Annotated in this window: 15 protein-coding genes; 4 read left to right on the top strand and 11 right to left on the bottom strand. The window is 69.6% G+C overall.

All coding sequences use genetic code 11. The annotated features are described in order from the left end of the window. Positions 1–2: 2 nt before the first annotated feature. The 11 genes from lpxD to rpsB all read right to left on the bottom strand — a co-directional run bounded on the left by lpxD (position 3) and on the right by rpsB (position 11,506). On the bottom strand, positions 3–1,040 hold the full coding sequence (gene lpxD, locus FIU83_RS02040) for a UDP-3-O-(3-hydroxymyristoyl)glucosamine N-acyltransferase (protein ID WP_152482526.1): 1,038 nt from the start codon (positions 1,038–1,040) through the stop codon (positions 3–5). Between the two features lie 32 nt (positions 1,041–1,072). Beyond that, positions 1,073–1,573, bottom strand: a complete 501-nt coding sequence (locus FIU83_RS02035) for an OmpH family outer membrane protein (RefSeq protein ID WP_152482525.1) — start codon at positions 1,571–1,573, stop codon at positions 1,073–1,075. Positions 1,574–1,599: 26 nt separating this feature from the next. Further along, positions 1,600–3,945 (bottom strand): outer membrane protein assembly factor BamA, encoded by a 2,346-nt coding sequence (gene bamA / locus FIU83_RS02030; RefSeq protein ID WP_253939519.1) that lies wholly within the window; start codon positions 3,943–3,945, stop codon positions 1,600–1,602. A gap of 87 nt (positions 3,946–4,032) precedes the next feature. Further along, positions 4,033–5,391 carry an RIP metalloprotease RseP gene (gene rseP / locus FIU83_RS02025; RefSeq protein WP_152482524.1) on the bottom strand — a complete coding sequence of 453 codons (1,359 nt, stop codon included), beginning with the start codon at positions 5,389–5,391 and terminating at the stop codon, positions 4,033–4,035. 39 nt (positions 5,392–5,430) lie between these two features. Beyond that, positions 5,431–6,612: a 1-deoxy-D-xylulose-5-phosphate reductoisomerase gene (ispC, locus tag FIU83_RS02020; protein ID WP_152482523.1), complete on the bottom strand. Its 1,182-nt coding sequence runs from the start codon at positions 6,610–6,612 to the stop codon at positions 5,431–5,433. Then, the gene (locus FIU83_RS02015; protein ID WP_152482522.1) at positions 6,609–7,409 is read right to left on the bottom strand and encodes a phosphatidate cytidylyltransferase; all 801 of its coding nucleotides are present in this window, start codon (positions 7,407–7,409) and stop codon (positions 6,609–6,611) included. The genes ispC and FIU83_RS02015 overlap by 4 nt, the downstream gene beginning before the upstream one ends. Positions 7,410–7,413: 4 nt before the next feature. Further along, a complete protein-coding gene (gene uppS, locus FIU83_RS02010; RefSeq protein WP_253939518.1) occupies positions 7,414–8,190 on the bottom strand; it encodes a polyprenyl diphosphate synthase in 777 nt (258 codons plus the stop codon). Positions 8,191–8,304: 114 nt separating this feature from the next. Beyond that, positions 8,305–8,862 carry a ribosome recycling factor gene (gene frr, locus FIU83_RS02005; protein ID WP_152482521.1) on the bottom strand — a complete coding sequence of 186 codons (558 nt, stop codon included), beginning with the start codon at positions 8,860–8,862 and terminating at the stop codon, positions 8,305–8,307. Positions 8,863–8,866: 4 nt separating this feature from the next. Continuing rightward, positions 8,867–9,634 (bottom strand): UMP kinase, encoded by a 768-nt coding sequence (gene pyrH, locus FIU83_RS02000; RefSeq protein ID WP_152482520.1) that lies wholly within the window; start codon positions 9,632–9,634, stop codon positions 8,867–8,869. Between the two features lie 116 nt (positions 9,635–9,750). Further along, positions 9,751–10,620, bottom strand: a complete 870-nt coding sequence (gene tsf / locus FIU83_RS01995; protein WP_152482519.1) for a translation elongation factor Ts — start codon at positions 10,618–10,620, stop codon at positions 9,751–9,753. 139 nt (positions 10,621–10,759) lie between these two features. Beyond that, the gene (gene rpsB, locus FIU83_RS01990) at positions 10,760–11,506 is read right to left on the bottom strand and encodes a 30S ribosomal protein S2 (protein ID WP_152482518.1); all 747 of its coding nucleotides are present in this window, start codon (positions 11,504–11,506) and stop codon (positions 10,760–10,762) included. Between the two features lie 294 nt (positions 11,507–11,800). Here rpsB and map point away from each other — a divergent pair, with 294 nt between their 5' ends. The 4 genes from map to FIU83_RS01970 all read left to right on the top strand — a co-directional run bounded on the left by map (position 11,801) and on the right by FIU83_RS01970 (position 16,957). After that, positions 11,801–12,592, top strand: a complete 792-nt coding sequence (map, locus tag FIU83_RS01985) for a type I methionyl aminopeptidase (protein ID WP_108445282.1) — start codon at positions 11,801–11,803, stop codon at positions 12,590–12,592. A 10-nt stretch (positions 12,593–12,602) separates the two neighbouring features. Beyond that, on the top strand, positions 12,603–15,284 hold the full coding sequence (locus FIU83_RS01980) for a [protein-PII] uridylyltransferase (protein WP_152482517.1): 2,682 nt from the start codon (positions 12,603–12,605) through the stop codon (positions 15,282–15,284). A 135-nt stretch (positions 15,285–15,419) separates the two neighbouring features. Then, complete coding sequence (gene dapC, locus FIU83_RS01975; protein WP_152482516.1) at positions 15,420–16,625, top strand: succinyldiaminopimelate transaminase; 1,206 nt, start codon at positions 15,420–15,422, stop codon at positions 16,623–16,625. Then, the gene (locus tag FIU83_RS01970; protein ID WP_152482515.1) at positions 16,619–16,957 is read left to right on the top strand and encodes an arsenate reductase; all 339 of its coding nucleotides are present in this window, start codon (positions 16,619–16,621) and stop codon (positions 16,955–16,957) included. Before dapC ends, FIU83_RS01970 begins: the two co-directional genes overlap by 7 nt. Positions 16,958–16,983: the final 26 nt, after the last annotated feature.

Here is a 16,983-nt window from a genome sequence, read left to right as displayed (position 1 = left end):
CCTCAACCGCCGCGACCGACCTTCTCGAGCCGCGACAGGCGCCGAGCGATGTCGTCGAGCTGCTTGAAGCGCACCGCGTTGCGCCGCCACTGGGCGTTGTCCATGGCCCCGGTGCCGGACGAGTAGATGCCGGGCTCGGGAATCGAGTTGGTGACGAGGCTCATGCCGGTGACCTGCACCCCGTCGGCGATGGTCAGGTGGCCGGAGAGCCCCACGCCACCGCCCAGCATGCAGTGCTTGCCCACCCGGGTGGAGCCGGCGATGCCTACGCAGCCGGCCAGGGCGCTGTGGTCGCCGATCTGCACGTTGTGGGCGATCTGCACCTGGCTGTCGATCTTGACGTCGTCGCCGATCACGGTGTCGCCCAGGGCGCCGCGGTCGATGCTCGAGCAGCTGCCGATCTCGACGTCGTCGCCCAGCACCACGCCGCCCAGCTGGGCGATCTTGTGCCAGCGCCCGCCGTCGTGGGCGAAGCCGAAGCCGTCGCCGCCGATCACGCAGCCGCTGTGCAGGATCGCCCGCTGGCCGATCACCACCCCGTGGCAGACCGTGACGTTGGCGTGCAGGCGCGAGCCGGCGCCGATGCGCGAGTCCGCCCCCACCACGCAGCCGGCGCCGATGACGACGTCGTCGCCCAGGGTGACCCCGGCCTCGATCACCGCCTGGGGCCCGATGGCGACGTTGTCGCCCAGGGTGACGTCATCGGCGACCACCGCCGTGGGGTGGGTACCCGAGGGCGTGCGCCCGACCAGGGGGTCGAAGAGGCGCGACAGCTCCGCGTAGCCGAGGTAGGGATTGTCCAGCTCCAGGCACGCCACCGGGCAGGCCTCGCCGTGAGCGGGCGCCAGCAGCACCGCGGCGGCACGGGTGGAAGGCAGGTCCTTGAGGTAGGCACGGTTGGCGAGGAAGGCCACCTGGTCCGGCGTGGCGTCACGCAGCGTGGCCAGGCCGCTTACCCGCCGCTCGCCGTCGCCCTTGAGGCGGGCTCCCAGGCGCTCGGCGATCTCGGCCAGTGTGAGGGTTCGGGCGTCTTGATTCATGGGGACTCACTATCGTGGTAGGGACGGCCGGCTCAGTCGAGGGCATTGAGGCGCGCGGTGACCTCGCCGGTCAGGTCCTGCAGGTCCTGGTCGGCATGCAGCACGCCATTGGGGTCCACCAGCACCGCGACGCCATGACGTTCGATGACCTGCCGGACCGCCTGGTCCAGCCTCGGCTCGGCCTGCTGGAGGAAGGCCTGCTCGGCCTCGTGGCGCGCCTGGGCGATCTCCCGGTGCAGCCGCTCGAAGCGCTGCCCCTTCTCCTGGAACGCCTGGAGGGTGGTGCGCCGCGCGGTCTCGGTCATGCCCTCTCCCTCGAGGCGCTGCTGCATGCCCTGGAGCTCCTCGCCCAGGGCGCTGGCCTCCTGCTGGCGGTCGGCGAGGCGCGTGCGCAGCGCGCTCATGGCCCGCTCGGCGGCGTCGCTGTCCATCAGCGCGGCGCGCCAGTCGAGCACCGCCACCTCGGCGGCCCGGGCCGGCGCGGTGGCGGCGACCAGCAGGCCGAGGCAGAGGGCGGCGGTGAGCGTGCGCATGCGGCGAGATTCCTCGGCGAGCCGGATCAGAAGGTCTGACCCAGGGAGAATTGGAAGAACTGGGTATCGTCCCCGTCCTTGTCGTTGATCGGCTCGGCGACGCTGAAGGTCAGCGGCCCCACCGGCGTCAGCCAGGAGAGGCCGAGGCCGGCGCTGTAGCGCAGCTCGCCCAGGTCCACGCCGGACTCGCAGCGCTGGCGGTCGGCGTCCTCGTCGAGCACTGGGTAGCAGTCGGTGAGGAAGGTGTTGCCGGCATCGATGAACAGCGAGGCCTGCAGCGAGCGCTGGTCCTCGACGAAGGGCACCGGGAAGAGCACCTCGGCGCTGCCCTCCACCAGCACGTTGCCGCCCAGGGTGCGATCGTCGCCACCGGCACGCTCGGTGGTGGCCGGCCCCAGGGTATTGCCGGTGAAGCCGCGTACCGAGCCGAGGCCGCCGGAGAAGAAGTTCTCGTAGAACGGATAGGGGTCGTTGCCGACGGTATCGGCATAGCCCAGCTCGCCGCTGAACTTCAGCCCCCAGGTCTGCTCCTCGTTGAACGGGAAGATCTGGCGGGCCTGGGCGCGCAGCTTGTAGTACTCGGCGTCGCTGCCGGGCACCGCGGTCTCCAGCGACAGCCGCTGGTAGTTGCCGGCGGTGGGCATGATGCCGCGGTTGAGGTCGTTGCGGGTCCAGCTCGCCGAGAGCTTGAGGCTCTGGGCGTCGCTGCCCTGGTCGTCGACGTAGCGCTGAACCTCCGAGGAGGTGTCGCGGTAGGTCCGGATCGACAGGTCCTCGACGCTGGCACCGAAGTTCAGCCGCGTCAGCTCGTTGATCGGGTAGCCGAAGTTGATGCCGCCACCGAAGGAGTCGGTGGAATAGGTCGAGATGTCGGAATCCTCGTAGTCGGTCTCGCGGTAGAAGAGGTTGTAGCCGCGGGAGATGCCGTCGAGGGTCCAGTAGGGATCGGTGAAGCCGAAGTTGAGGCTGGTGTAGGTGTCGCTGCGCTGGGCGCCGATGTTGACGCGGTTGCCGGTGCCCAGGAAGTTGTTCTGGGAGAGCGAGGCGCCATAGATCACCCCGGCGCTCTGGGAGAAGCCGATGCTCGCCGAGATCGACCCCGACGGCTGCTCCTCCACCGTGTAGGTGACGTCGAGCTGGTCGGGCTCGCCGGCCACGGGCCGCGTCTCGACATTGACCTGCTTGAAGAAGCCCAGTCGCTCCAGGCGCTGCTTCGAGCGGCTGATCGACTCGGTGGAGGCCGGCGCGCCCTCCATCTGGATCATCTCCCGGCGCAGCACCTCGTCCTGGGTGGTGGTGTTGCCGGTGAACTCGATGCGCCGCACATAGGCGCGACGGCCGGGCTCGACCCGGAACACCAGGTCGACGGTATCGCCGTCGGCAGCGACCTCGGGAATCCCGTCGACATTGGCGAAGGCGAAGCCCTCGGCGCCGAGCCGCGAGCGCAGCGCCTCCGAGGAGGCAGTGACGTCACTGCGCGAGAAGATCTCGCCGCTCTCGACCTCGAGCAACTCCCGGGCCTCGCGCTCGGCCATGCGCAGGTCACCGGCGAAGCGGATGTCGCCGAGGCGGTACTGGCGGCCCTCGTCGATGTTCACGGTGACGAAGATCTTCGACTTGTCGGGGCTGATCGAGACCTGGGAAGACTCGATGGCGAAGTTCACGTAGCCGCGGTCGAGGTAGAAGGAGCGCAGCCGCTCGAGGTCGCCGGCCAGGGCCTCCCTGGAGTACTCGTCGCTGGAGAACCAGCCGAAGAACCAGCCCGGGGAGTCCTCGAGCTCGAAGAGCTCGCGCAAGCGCTCGTCGTCGAAGTCGCGGTTGCCGACGATGTTGATCTGGCGGATCTTGGCGACCGCGCCCTCGTCGATATCGATGTTGACCTGGACCTGGCCTTCGCCCACCTCCTCGACGGAGGTCTCGATGCGGGCGCTGTAGCGACCCTGGGACTGGTAGACGCCCTCGAGCTCGCGCTGGATCTCCTCGAGGGTGGAGAGCTTGAGCACCTGTCCCTCGTTGAGGCCGGCCTGCTTGAGGCCGTTGCGCAGATCCTCGTCGGGGATCTGGCTGTTGCCCTCGATCTCGAGCCGCGCCAGTGTCGGGCGCTCGACCACCTGGATGATCAGCACGTCGCCCTCTCGGGCGAGGCTCACGTCCTCGAACAGGCCGGTGGCGAAGAGCTCGCGAGCCGCCTCGGCCAGTTCCCGCTCGTCGACCCGGTCCCGGGCGCTGACGGGGAAGGCGTTGAACACGGAGGCGGGCGAGACCCGCTGCAGTCCTTCCACCCTGATGTCGGAAACGTCAAAGGGATTCGCCAGTGCCGCCTGGGCACCGGCAAGCAGCAGCGCCGCCAGTCCGATGGTCTTGATTTTCATGCAATCGATTCGCTCGCGTTGGTCTGCCGTCCGGTCCAGACAGGCACCTTATACATTTGTCATGGCCACTGACAAGCCGACGCCCGGCTACCAGAGCCGCATCAGGTCGAAATAGAGCGCCATCAGCATCAGGGTGCCGACGAGGGCCAGGCCGATGCGCAATCCCACCGCCTGGGCCTGCTCGGAGACCGGACGGCCGCGGACCACCTCGACGAAGTAGTAGAGCAGGTGGCCGCCGTCGAGCACCGGGATCGGCAGCAGGTTGAGCACCCCCAGGCTGATCGAGAGGTAGGCCAGGAAGCCGACGAAGCTCTCCAGCCCGCTGCGCGCCGAATCGCCGGCGATGCGGGCGATGGTGATGGGACCGGAGAGGTTCGACGGCGAGATCAGGCCCACCACCATCTTGCGGATGGCGCCCAGGGTCAGCACCGTCATCTCGCCGGTGCGCGCGAGGGACTCGCCGACCGCGGCCAGCGGCCCGTAGCGGATCTCGCGGCGATAGGCCTCGGGCCAGGCGACGGGCTCGGCGCCGGCGCCGATGTAGCCGATGGCCTCCCCCGCCTCCTGCGGGCGACGCCGGGGGGTGAGCGAGAGGGTGCGCCGCTCGCCGTCGCGGCGCACCGCGACCTCGAGGGTCTCGCCGGGGCTTGCGCGCACGCGCTCGACGAAGGCCGGCCAGTCGGCCATCGGCGCGCCGTCGACCGCCACGATCTCGTCGCCGGCCCTGAGGCCGGCCGCGGCGGCGGCCTCGCCCTCGACCACCTGGCCCAGCACCGCCGGGATCTCGGGGCGCCAGGGGGTCACGCCCAGGGTCTCCAGGGGCCGCGGCGGGTCCTGGCGCACCAGCCACGCCTCGACCGGCAGCCGGTAGGTCCGGGGGGCGGCGGTGACGTCGTCGCGGGCCGCCACCTCGAGCGCGCCGCTCTCGCCGATGGCTGACACCAGCTTGAGGTTGATCTCCTCCCAGGAGCGCACCGCCTCGCCCTGCACCGCGGTGATCTCCTGGCCCGGCGCGAGCCCGCCCTGGCTCGCCGGGGAGTCCGGCGCCACGCTGCCGACCACCGGGGCCACCGTGGTGGTGCCCGCCACGAACAGCGCCCAGTAGGCGACGACGGCCAGCAGGAAGTTGGCCAGCGGGCCGGCGGCGACCACCGCGATGCGCTGCCAGACCGTCTTGTGGTTGAAGGCGAGGTGGCGCTCGGCGGGGTCCACGGGGCCCTCGCGCTCGTCGAGCATCTTCACGTAGCCGCCCAGCGGGATGGCGGCCACCGCGAACTCGGTGCCGTGGCGGTCGCGGCGCGACCAGAGCGGCTTGCCGAAGCCCACCGAGAAGCGCAGCACCTTGACGCCGCAGCGTCGCGCGACCCAGAAGTGGCCGAACTCGTGAAAGGTGATCAGCAGGCCAAGCACCACGATGACGGCCAGCACGTTCTGGATCAGGCCCACGGCAGTCTCCTTGCAGTCAACAGCGTCATGGCGCGTGCGTCATTGCCGCGCCAGCCAGTCATGCGCCGCCTGCCGGGCGCGGGCATCGGCCGCCAGCACGGTCTCGAGGTCGCGGACGGCCTCCACCGGGCGCGCGTCGCGCACCCGCGCCACCAGCTCCCCGATGCCGGTGAAGCCGAGGCGGCCGGCGAGGAAGGCCTCCACCGCCACCTCGTTGGCGGCGTTGAGCACCGCCGGCGCCGTGCCCCCCGCCGCCATGGCCTCGCGGGCCAGGCGCAGGCAGGGGAAGGCGGCCTCGTCGGCGGGCTCGAAGTCGAGCCGGGCGACCTGGAACAGGTCCAGCGCCTCGACCCCGGCCTCGATGCGCTCCGGCCAGGCGAGCCCGTAGGCGATCGGCGTGCGCATGTCCGGGTTGCCCAGCTGGGCGAGCACCGAGCCGTCGCTGTAGGCGGCCATGGAGTGGATCACGCTCTGCGGATGCACCACCACCTGCACCTGGTCGGGCCGGGCATCGAAGAGCCAGCACGCCTCGATCAGCTCGAGCCCCTTGTTCATCAGGCTGGCGCTGTCCACCGAGATCTTGCGCCCCATCGACCAGTTGGGGTGGGCGCAGGCCTGCTCCGGGGTCACGGCGGCGAGCTCGCGCGCCGACCAGCCGCGGAAGGGCCCACCCGAGGCGGTCAGCAGCAGCTGGGTCACCCCGTGGCGGGACAGGCCGCCGCGATGCTCGACGGGTAGACACTGGTAGATGGCATTATGTTCGGAATCGATGGGCAGCAGGGTGGCGTCATGGCGCGCCACCGCGTCCATGAAGAGCGCCCCGGACATCACCAGGGCCTCCTTGTTGGCCAGCAGCACCCGCTTGCCGGCGCGCACGGCGGCCAGCGTCGGCAGCAGGCCGGCGGCGCCGACGATGGCCGCCATCACGGTGTCCACCTCGGCGGCCTCGGCCACCTCGACCAGGGCTTCGGCCCCGGCGCGCACCTCGGTGGGAAGCCCCGCCTCGGAAAGCCGCGCACGCAGCCAGGCGGCATCGGCCTCGGTGTCGAGCACCGCCAGCGCCGGGCGGTGAACGCGGCACTGGGCCAGCAGCGCCTCCCGGGAGCGGTGGGCGGTCAGGGCGTGCACCCGGTAGCGCTCCGGATGGCGGGCGAGCACCTCCAGGGTGCTGGTGCCGATGGAGCCGGTGGCACCCAGCACGGTGACGCGGCGCGGGATCACAGCACGCCCCCCTGCAGCAGGGCGAACAGCGGCACCGCCGCGGTCAGGCTGTCGATGCGGTCGAGCACCCCGCCGTGGCCCGGCAGCAGCCGGCTGGAGTCCTTGATGCCGCGATGGCGCTTGAGCATGCTCTCGAGCAGGTCGCCGAGCACCGAGGCGAGCGTCACCACCAGGGTCGCCGCCAGCAGGCCCAGGCCTGCGGCGAGGCCGAGGCCCTGCCAGGCGGCGAAGACGATCGCCAGCGCGGCGGTGACCGCCATGCCCCCGGCCACGCCCTCCCGGGTCTTGCCGGGGCTGACGGCGGGCGCCAGCTTGCGGCGGCCGACGGCCTTGCCGACGAAGTAGGCGCCGATGTCGGCGCCCCACACCAGCAGCAGCACGAAGAGCAGCCAGACGGCGCCGCTCTCGCGCAGCACGTTGAAGCCGACCCAGGCGGGCAGCAGCACCCACAGGCCCATGGCCAGGCGCATGCCGGTCGACTGCCACTGGGCGAGGCGCGCGGGATAGCCGGTCACCCAGTAGAGGTTCACGAGCCAGCCCAGCGCTCCGAGCCACAGCGGCCAGCTGGCGGCGGCCACGCCGCCGGCCCAGCACAGCGCGATCAGCACGGCGAGGCCGGCGACCGGCCACAGGCGCCGCGCCGGCGCGGTGATCCCGGCGAGGTTGGCCCACTCCCAGCCGCCGAGCAGCACGACGCCCGCGGTGAAGAGCCCGAAGCCCGCGCCGTCGAGCCCGAACAGGCCGAACAGGGCCAGGGGGGCCAGCCAGGCCGCGGTGATGATGCGTTGTCTGAGCACGTGGTTACTCCCCCTGCTGCGCCTCGAGCTGCTCGTCGGTCATGCCGAAGCGCCGCTTGCGCCCCTGGTAGTCGGCCAGGGCCCGATCGAAGGCCTCGCCGTCGAAGTCCGGCCACAGCACGGGCGTGAAATGGAGCTCGGCGTAGGCCATCTGCCAGAGCAGGAAGTTGGAGATGCGCTGCTCGCCGCTGGTACGGATGCACAGGTCGACCGGGGCATCGCCGGCGAGGCTGGCCGCCTCGTCGATCGCCTGCTCGTCGATCGCCTCGGGGGCGAGCTCGCCGGCGGCGACGCGTTCGGCCAGGCGGCGTGCGGCGCAGGCGATGTCCCAGCGCCCGCCGTAGTTGGCCGCGATCACCAGGTGCAGGCCGGTGTTGTCGCGGGTCAGCGCCTCGGCGCTCGCGATGTGCTTCTGGATCGAGGCGGAAAAGCCGCTGCGCTCGCCGATCACCGAGAGGCGGATGCCGTGGCGATGCAGCTTCTTCACCTCGCGCTGGAGCGCCATCAGGAAGAGCTCCATCAGGGCGTTGACCTCGCTGGCGGGGCGCTTCCAGTTCTCGCTGGAGAAGGCGAACAGGGTGAGGGTCTCGATGCCGCGCTCGGCGGCGCGACGGATGACGGCTCGCACCGCCTCGACGCCGGCGTGGTGGCCGCGGATGCCGGAGAGGCCGCGCGCCTTCGCCCAGCGGTTGTTGCCGTCCATGATGATCGCGACATGGCGCGGCAGCGGGGCCTCGGGGGCGGCAGCGACCGTGCCGCGGGGGGACTGCGGTGACGTCATGGTGTCTCGCATGGCGGGTAAGAGCATGAAGGCCGGCGAGCCGCGGACCGGGGTCCGCGGCTCGCCGAGGGGCGATCCGTCGCCGGCGGCGCTCGCCAGCGCCGCTCGCCGTCCTCAGACCTGCAGCAGGTCGTGTTCCTTGGACTCCAGCGCCTTGTCGATCTCGGCGACGATGCCATCGGTCAGCTTCTGGATCGCATCCTCGGCCTGGCGCTGCTCGTCCTCGGTGATCTCCTTCTCCTTGAGCAGCGACTTGATGTCGCCGTTGGCGTCGCGGCGCACGTTGCGCACCGCCACCCGGGCATTCTCGGCTTCCTGGCGCGCCTGCTTGATGTAGCCCTTGCGGGTCTCCTCGGTCAGCATCGGCATCGGCACGCGGATCACGTTGCCGGCGCTCGCCGGGTTGAGGCCCAGGTCGGAGGTCATGATCGCCTTCTCGACCTTCGGCACCATGCTCTGCTCCCAGGGCACCACGGTCAGGGTGCGCGCGTCCTCGACGTTGATCGAGGCCACCTGGTTGAGCGGCATCTGGCTACCGTAGTACTCGACGCTCACCGCATCCAGGATGCTGGGATGCGCGCGGCCGGTACGGATCTTGTTGAAGTTGGAGTGAAGGGCCTCGAGGCTCTTCTTCATGCGGGTTTCCGCATCCTTCTTGATGTCGTCGATCACTGTCTCACCCTCTGTCAATCAGCGTGCCTTCCTTGCCACCCACCACCAGGTTCAGCAGCGCGCCCGGCTTGTTCATGTTGAAGACCCGCACCGGCATGTCATGGTCCCGCACCAGGCAGATAGCGGTCAAATCCATCACGCCGAGCTTCTGGTCGAGCGCATCATCATAGGACAGCTGCTCGTACTTGACCGCATCGGCGTGCTTGACAGGATCCTTGTCGTAGACCCCGTCCACCTTGGTGGCCTTGACCACCACGTCGGCGTCGATCTCGATGCCGCGCAGGCAGGCCGCGGAATCGGTGGTGAAGAAGGGGTTGCCGGTGCCGGCCGAGAACATCACCACGTCGCCGGAGGTCAGGTAGCGGATGGCGGTGCGGCGGTCGTAGTGCTCCACCACGCCGCTCATGGGAATCGCCGACATCACCCGCGAGCGGATGTTGGAGCGCTCGAGGGCGTCGCGCATGGCCAGGGCGTTCATCACCGTGGCCAGCATGCCCATGTGGTCGCCGGTGACGCGATCCATGCCCGCCTCGTGCAGCGCGGCGCCGCGGAACAGGTTGCCGCCGCCGACCACGATGCCGACCTGGACGCCGATGCCCACCAGCTGGCCGATCTCCAGCGCCAGGCGATCCAGCACCTTGGGATCGATGCCGAACTCGGCATCCCCGGTCAGGGCCTCACCGGACAGCTTGAGCAGGATGCGCTTGTACTTGGATACCTCGGCACGGGATTTCTCGGGCTTGCTGGGGGCGGGTTGATCGGCGCTGGTCATGGGATGTCTCCGGGATTCTCGACGCATGGGGCCTGGTGGGGTGGCCGGATCTACCGGCCGGATACGCGATGGCGTGCGCTCGCGCGCACGCCATCGTCACTCTGGAACCTGCGACCTTAGCTGCGCTTGGCCTGTTCCATCACTTCGGTCGCGAAGTCGACCTCTTCCTTCTCGATGCCCTCGCCCACTTCGAAGCGGGTGAAGCCGATCACGTCGCCGCCGGCGGCCTTGGCGTACTCGGCCACGGTCTGATCCGGGTTCTTGACGAAGGCCTGCTGGGTCAGGCTGTTCTCGGCCAGGTACTTCTTGAGACGACCCTGGACCATCTTCTCGGCGATGTTCTCCGGCTTGCCGGCCATGTCCGGCTGGGCCAGGATGATCGCCTTCTCGGCGTCCAGCTGCTCCTGAGGCATGTCCTCGGGATGCGCCACGGCCGGATTGATGGCGGCGACGTGCATGGCGATGTCGCGGGCCGTCTCGGCGTTGCCGCCCTTGAGCACGGTCAGCACGCCGATGCGGCCACCGTGGACGTACTCGCCCACCAGGTTGCCGTCGCCGGCCTCGACCACGACGCAGCGACGCACGCCGATGTTCTCGCCGATCTTCTGCACCAGCTGCTCGCGCGCGGTCTCGAGCTCGCCTTCCATCACGGCGGCCACGTCCTCGCTCTTGGCGGCGAAGAAGGCGTCGGCGATCTTCTTGGCGAAGGCGGTGAAGTTGTCGTCACGGGCGACGAAGTCGGTCTCGGAGTTGATCTCGACCATCACGCCGTAGCTGCCGTCCTCGGCCACGCGGGTGACCACGGCGCCTTCGGCGGCGGTGCGGTCGGCCTTCTTGGCGGCCTTGAGGCCGGAGTTCTTGCGCAGGTTCTCGATCGCCTGCTCGATGTCACCATCGGTCTCGGTGAGTGCCTTCTTGCACTCCATCATGCCGAGCCCGGTACGCTCGCGCAGTTCCTTGACCTGGGAGGCGCTGATCGCTGCCATGGTAGTGTCCTCTGACTTGTTCGACCTGGAATACTAGCGGGGAATTGAAGAGAGAAAAGGGGGCCTGGGCCCCCTTGCGCCTGTCCGGCGAGCCGTCACCAGGGTGACGGCAGACGGGCCGGCCCAGGCGGGCCGACGATCACTCGGCGGCGGCGTCGCTCTGGCTCTCTTCGGCGTCGGTCACCTCGACGAACTCGTCGGGACGACCTTCCTTCGCGCGGGCGCAGGCGTCGGCGACGGCCTTGACGTAGATCTGGATGGCGCGGATGGAGTCATCGTTGCCCGGGATCACGTAGTCGACGCCATCGGGGTTGGAGTTGGTATCCACCACGCCGATGACCGGGATGCCCAGCTTGTTCGCCTCGTTGATGGCGATGCGCTCGTGATCGACGTCGATCACGAACAGGGCATCGGGCAGGCCGCCCATTTCCTTGATACCGCCCACGGACCGCTCGAGCTTGTCCTGCTCGCGGGTCGCCATCAGCACTTCCTTCTTGGTCAGCTTCTCGAAGGTGCCGTCCTCGTGCATGGTCTCGAGGTCGCGCAGGCGCTTGATGGAGACGCGGATGGTCTTGTAGTTCGTCAGCATGCCGCCGAGCCAGCGGTGGTTGACGAACGGCTGACCAACGCGCTTGGCCTCTTCCTTGATGATCTTGCTCGCGCTGCGCTTGGTGCCGACGAACATGATCTTGTTGTTGGCCGCTGCCATCTTCTCGACCACATCGATGGCCTCGTTGAGGGCCGGCAGGGTGTGCTCGAGGTTGATGATGTGGATCTTGTTGCGGGCGCCGAAGATGTACTTGCTCATCTTCGGGTTCCAGTACTTGGTCTGGTGACCGAAGTGAGCACCTGCTTTGAGCAGGTCACGCATGTTGACGTGTGCCATGGATGACTCCTGAAAAATCGGGTTAGGCCTCCATGCACCCCATGGATCCGACCGTCGCGTCATCGAGGATGTCACGACAGCACCCGGGACCATGTGCCGGTGCATGTGTGTTTTCAAGGCATTGCAGTGGTTGTCGCGCGTTCCGGCCGCTCGCCGAGGTGCCGATGGATCGACACGGGCTCCGCGATTGCAGGAAAGCGCGCAGCTTTATACCATGGATGACCTCCAAGATGAAGTCGCCCGACGCTCGTGCCCGCCGTCTTCCGGGCGGCCCCACCCCTGATTCGAGATTCCATGAACGTACCCATCAAGACGCCCGACGAGATCGAGAAGATGCGCGAGGCCGGCCGCCAGGCCGCCAGCGTGTTCGAGATGATCATCCCGCACGTGAAGGCCGGCGTGAGCACCGGCGAGCTCGACCGGCTCTGCCACGACTTCATCGTCGACGAGCTGGGCTCGACCCCGGCGCCGCTGAACTACCACGGCTTCCCCAAGTCGATCTGCACCTCGATCAACCACGTGGTCTGCCACGGCATCCCCGATGACGCCAAGAAGCTGAAGAAAGGCGACATCATGAACATCGACATCACCGTGAAGACCGCCGACGGCTACCACGGCGACTCCAGCATGATGTTCATCGTCGGCGAGAGCATCCAGGGCGAGCGGCTGTGCCGCGTCACCCAGGAGTGCCTCTACCGCAGCATGGCCCTGGTGCGCCCGGGCGCCCGCCTCTCCGAGCTGGCCCGCGCCATCCAGTCCCACGCCGAGGCCAACGGCTACTCGGTGGTGCGCGACTTCTGCGGCCACGGCATCGGCGCCGGCTTCCACGAGGACCCGCAGATCCTGCACTATGACGGCTACGCGCCCGAGGCCGACATCGCCCTCGAGGAGGGCATGTGCTTCACCATCGAGCCGATGATCAACGTCGGCGGCCACCAGACCAAGGTGCTGCGCGATGGCTGGACCGCCGTGACCAAGGACAAGAGCCTCACCGCCCAGTGGGAGCACACCCTGCTGGTCACCGCGACGGGGGTCGAGGTGCTGACCGCGCGTCGCGACGAAGACCTCTCCTTCCTCGACCGCTGAGTCGATTGCCATGCTGCTGCACCACTATCGCTTCGCGCCCGACGAGAGCCTCTTCGACGTCGAGGCCTTCCGCGCCGAGCTCGCCGGCGAGCGCTCCCCCATCACCCCCTTCAAGGCGGCGCTGCGGGAGATCCAGGCGCGGCTCGACGAGCGCTTCCGCGCCGGCGCCGACATCCGCGATCTGGTGCACGGCCGGGCCTGGTGCCTGGACCGCCTGCTGGCCATCGCCTGGGAGCAGCATGACTGGCCCGGCGACGGCGTGGCGCTGCTCGCCGTGGGCGGCTACGGCCGCGGCGAGCTGCACCCCCACTCCGACATCGACCTGCTGCTGCTGCTCGAGGAGGACGATGACACGCCCTTCCGGGAGGCGCTGACCGCCTTCATCACCTTCCTGTGGGACATCGGCCTGGAGATCGGCCACAGCGTGCGCTCGCTCGCCGACTGCGAGCGCGAGGCCCGCGCCGACGTGACGGTGATCACTAACCTGCTCGAATCGCGCACCCTGGCCGGCCCCGAACGGCTGCGCGAGGCGATGCAGGCGCGGCTCTCCACCGAGCGGCTGTGGCCGGCGGACCGCTTCTTCGAGGCCAAGTGGCAGGAGCAGATCAGCCGCCACTACCGCTACAACAACTCCGAGTACCACCTCGAGCCCAACATCAAGAGCTCGCCCGGCGGGCTGCGCGACATCCAGATGATCGGCTGGGTGGCCAAGCGCCACTTCGACACCCAGCGCTACGAGGACCTGGTCGCCGGCAGCTTCATGAACGACGCCGAGCTGCGCATCCTCAGCCAGGGCCAGGCCTTCCTCTGGCAGGTCCGCTACGCCCTGCACATGCTCACCGGCCGCGCCGAGGACCGGCTGCTGTTCGACCACCAGCGCACCATCGCCGAGCTGTTCGGCTTTCGCGACACCCCGGAGCGCCTCGCCGTCGAGCAGTTCATGAAGCGCTACTACCGCCACGTCACGGCGCTGGCCGGGCTCAACGACATGCTGCTGCAGCACTTCGACGAGGCGATCCTCCACGCCGGCCAGGCGCTGCCCACCGTGCCGCTCAACGAGCGGTTCGAGATCAAGGGCGGCTATATCCAGGCACGCTCGCGCAACGTGTTTCGCAAGCGGCCCTCGGCGCTGCTCGAGCTCTTCCTGCTGATGGCCGAGCACCCGGAGATCGAGGGGGTGCGCGCCGCCACCATCCGCCTGCTCCGCGACCACCGCCACCTGATCGACGACCTCTACCGCGACGACCTGCGCCACCAGAGCCTGTTCATGGCCCTGCTGCGCTCAGACGGCAACGTCGCCCGCCAGCTCCGGCGCATGAACCGCTACGGCCTGCTCGGCAAGTACCTGCCGGAATTCGGCCAGGCGGTGGGGCTGATGCAGCACGACCTCTTCCACATCTATACCGTGGACGCCCACACCCTGCGCCTGCTCAAGTGCATCCACGGCTTCCGCAAGCCCGCGGCCCGCGAGGAGTTCCCGGTGGCCGCCACCCTGATCCACCAGCTGCCCAAGCTGGAGCTCTTGTGGATCGCCGGGCTCTACCACGACATCGGCAAGGGCCGCGGCGGCGACCACTCGATCCTCGGGGCCCGGGACGCCGAGCGCTTCTGCGAGCGCCACGGCCTCTCCGGCCGGGACACCCGCCTGGTCAGCTGGCTGGTGGAGCACCACCTGATGATGTCGATGGTCGCCCAGAAGCGCGACATCACCGACCCCGACGTGATCGCCGAGTTCGCCCGCCTGGTCGGCGACGAGACCCGACTCGACTACCTCTATGTGCTGACGGTGGCCGACATCAACGCCACCAACCCGACGCTCTGGAACGGCTGGCGCGCCTCGCTGCTGCGCCAGCTGCACGGCGAGACCAAGCGCGCCCTGCGCCGTGGCCTGGAGAACCCCCTGGAGCGCGACGACTGGGTGCAGGAGACCCGCAGCGAGGCCCACTCGCTGCTGGCCACGGTGGGCGCCGACATGGCCCGGGTCGACCGGCTCTGGGAATCGCTGGGCGAGGACTACTTCCTGCAGTACGCGCCCAGCGAGATCGTCTGGCAGACCCAGGGCATCCTCGACCACGGCGCGAGCCAGCTGCCGCTGATCCTGATCAACGCCCCCACCGACGACATGGCCGAGGGCGGCACCAAGGTGTTCATCCACACCCGCTCGGTGGACGACCTCTTCGCCGCCACCGCCGCCGCCATGGACCAGCTGGGGCTGTCGATCCACGACGCTCGCATCGCCACCTCGAGCAACGACTGGACGCTGAACACCTTCATCGTGCTGGACGACCACGGCCAGGCGATCCGCGCCCCGGGGCGCCTGGAGGAGATCCGTCGCCACCTGGTGGAGGAGCTCGACGACCCTGACGACTACCCGCAGATCGTCACCCGCCACACCCCGCGCCAGCTCAAGCACTTCCGCGTGCCCACCGAGGTCAGCATCGAGCAGGACCCGGCCAACGAGCGCACCCTCCTCGAGGTGGTCGCCCCCGACCGCCCCGGCCTGCTGGCCCGGGTCGGGCGCATCTTCATGGAGCAGAACATCGCCCTGTCGGCGGCCAAGATCGCCACCCTGGGCGAACGGGTCGAGGACGTCTTCTTCATCACCGACAAGGCCGGCGCGCCGCTCGTCGACCCCGAGCGCCAGCAGCGGCTGCGCGAGCGGCTCATCGAGGCGCTCTCGGTCACCGGCTGAGCGCGCGGGGCGGCCGGCGTTTGAGGCCGCCCCGGGGCTTCCCTATAATCGACGCCCTCCCCGCCCGCCTCGACCGGGCGAGGCATCACCGATAACGACGCCGGCGCTCGCCGCCCAAGGCGCACCTGGACCCCCATGAACCCCGACCTCGACGCCCTCAAGCCCTACCCCTTCGAGAAGCTCGCCGCCCTCAAGGCCGACGTGACGCCGCCCGAGGGGATCGCGCCGATCTCGTTGACGATCGGCGAGCCCCAGCACGCGCCCTACGCCGCCGCGCTCCAGGCGCTCGACGAGCACCGCCAGGCCTTCGCCCGCTACCCGGCCACCGCCGGCCTCCCGGAGCTGCGCCGCGCCATCGCCGACTGGGCGACTCGGCGCTTTCACCTGTCGGGCCTCGACGCCGAGCGGCAGGTGCTGCCGGTCAACGGCACCCGCGAGGCGCTCTTCGCCTTCGTGCAGGCGGCACTGGATCGCACCCGCCCCGCCCGGGTGGCGATGCCCAACCCCTTCTACCAGATCTACGAGGGGGCGACGCTGCTCGCCGGCGGCCAGCCGCTCTACCTGGACTGCCGCGCCGAGACGGGCTTCCGGCCGGATCTCGAGGCCATACCGGCCGAGACCTGGCGCGAGGTGCAGCTGGTGTTCGTCTGCTCGCCGGGCAACCCCACCGGGGCGGTGACGCCGCTTGAAGACTTCACGCGGCTGATCGAGCTCGCCGACGAGCATGATTTCCTCATCGCCTCGGACGAGTGCTACTCGGAGCTCTACCTGGAGGAGGCGGCGCCGCCCCCGGGGCTGCTCGAGGCCTGCGCGCGGCTGGGCCGCCACGACTACCGGCGCTGCCTGGTGTTCCACTCGCTCTCCAAGCGCTCCAACCTGCCGGGGCTGCGCTCGGGCTTCGTGGCCGGCGATGCCGACCTGATCGCCCCCTTCCGGCGCTATCGCACCTATCACGGCTGCGCCATGTCGCTGCCGCTGCAGCACGCCTCGATCGCCGCCTGGAACGACGAGGCCCACGTGCGCGCCAACCGCGACGCCTACCGCGAGAAGTTCGCGGCGGTCACCGAGATCCTCGCCCCGGTGATGGACTTCCCCGCGCCCGAGGCGGGCTTCTACCTGTGGCCCGCGGTGCCGGGCGGCGACGACGCGGCCTTCGCCCGCGCCCTCCACGCCGAGGAGCACGTCGGCGTGCTGCCCGGTTCGTATATGGGCCGTCCAGGACACGACGGCACCAACCCCGGCGCCGGGCGCCTGCGCCTGGCCCTGGTGGCGGAGGTCGAGGCCACCGCCGAGGCCGCGCGCCGCATTCGCCGCTTCATCGAGAGGAGCCCCCGATGCTGACGCTCTACGTGATCAAGAACTGCGACACCTGCCGCCGCGCGCGCAAGGCGCTGGACGCGAAGGGCATCCCCTTCCAGGTCCACGACCTGCGCGAGGACGGCCTCTCGGCCCCGCTGCTCGAACACCTCCTGCACCGGGTGCCGCTGATGGAGGTGCTCAACAAACGCAGCACCACCTGGCGCCAGCTCGACGACGAGGAGAAGGAGAACCTCGACGCCAACTCGGCCCGTGAGCTGCTGCTGGCCCACCCGACCCTGCTCAAGCGCCCGCTGCTGGAGAACGGCGACGAGATCCTCGTCGGCTTCCGCGACGGCGACTACGACTCACTCTAAGGGGCGCCTGCCCCCTCCCACGCTTT

It is taken from the genome of Halomonas sp. THAF5a, from assembly GCF_009363755.1.
Taxonomy (GTDB): domain Bacteria; phylum Pseudomonadota; class Gammaproteobacteria; order Pseudomonadales; family Halomonadaceae; genus Halomonas.
The sequence above is the reverse complement of the archived record's forward strand: the minus strand, read 5'-3'. Positions and strand labels throughout refer to the sequence as shown.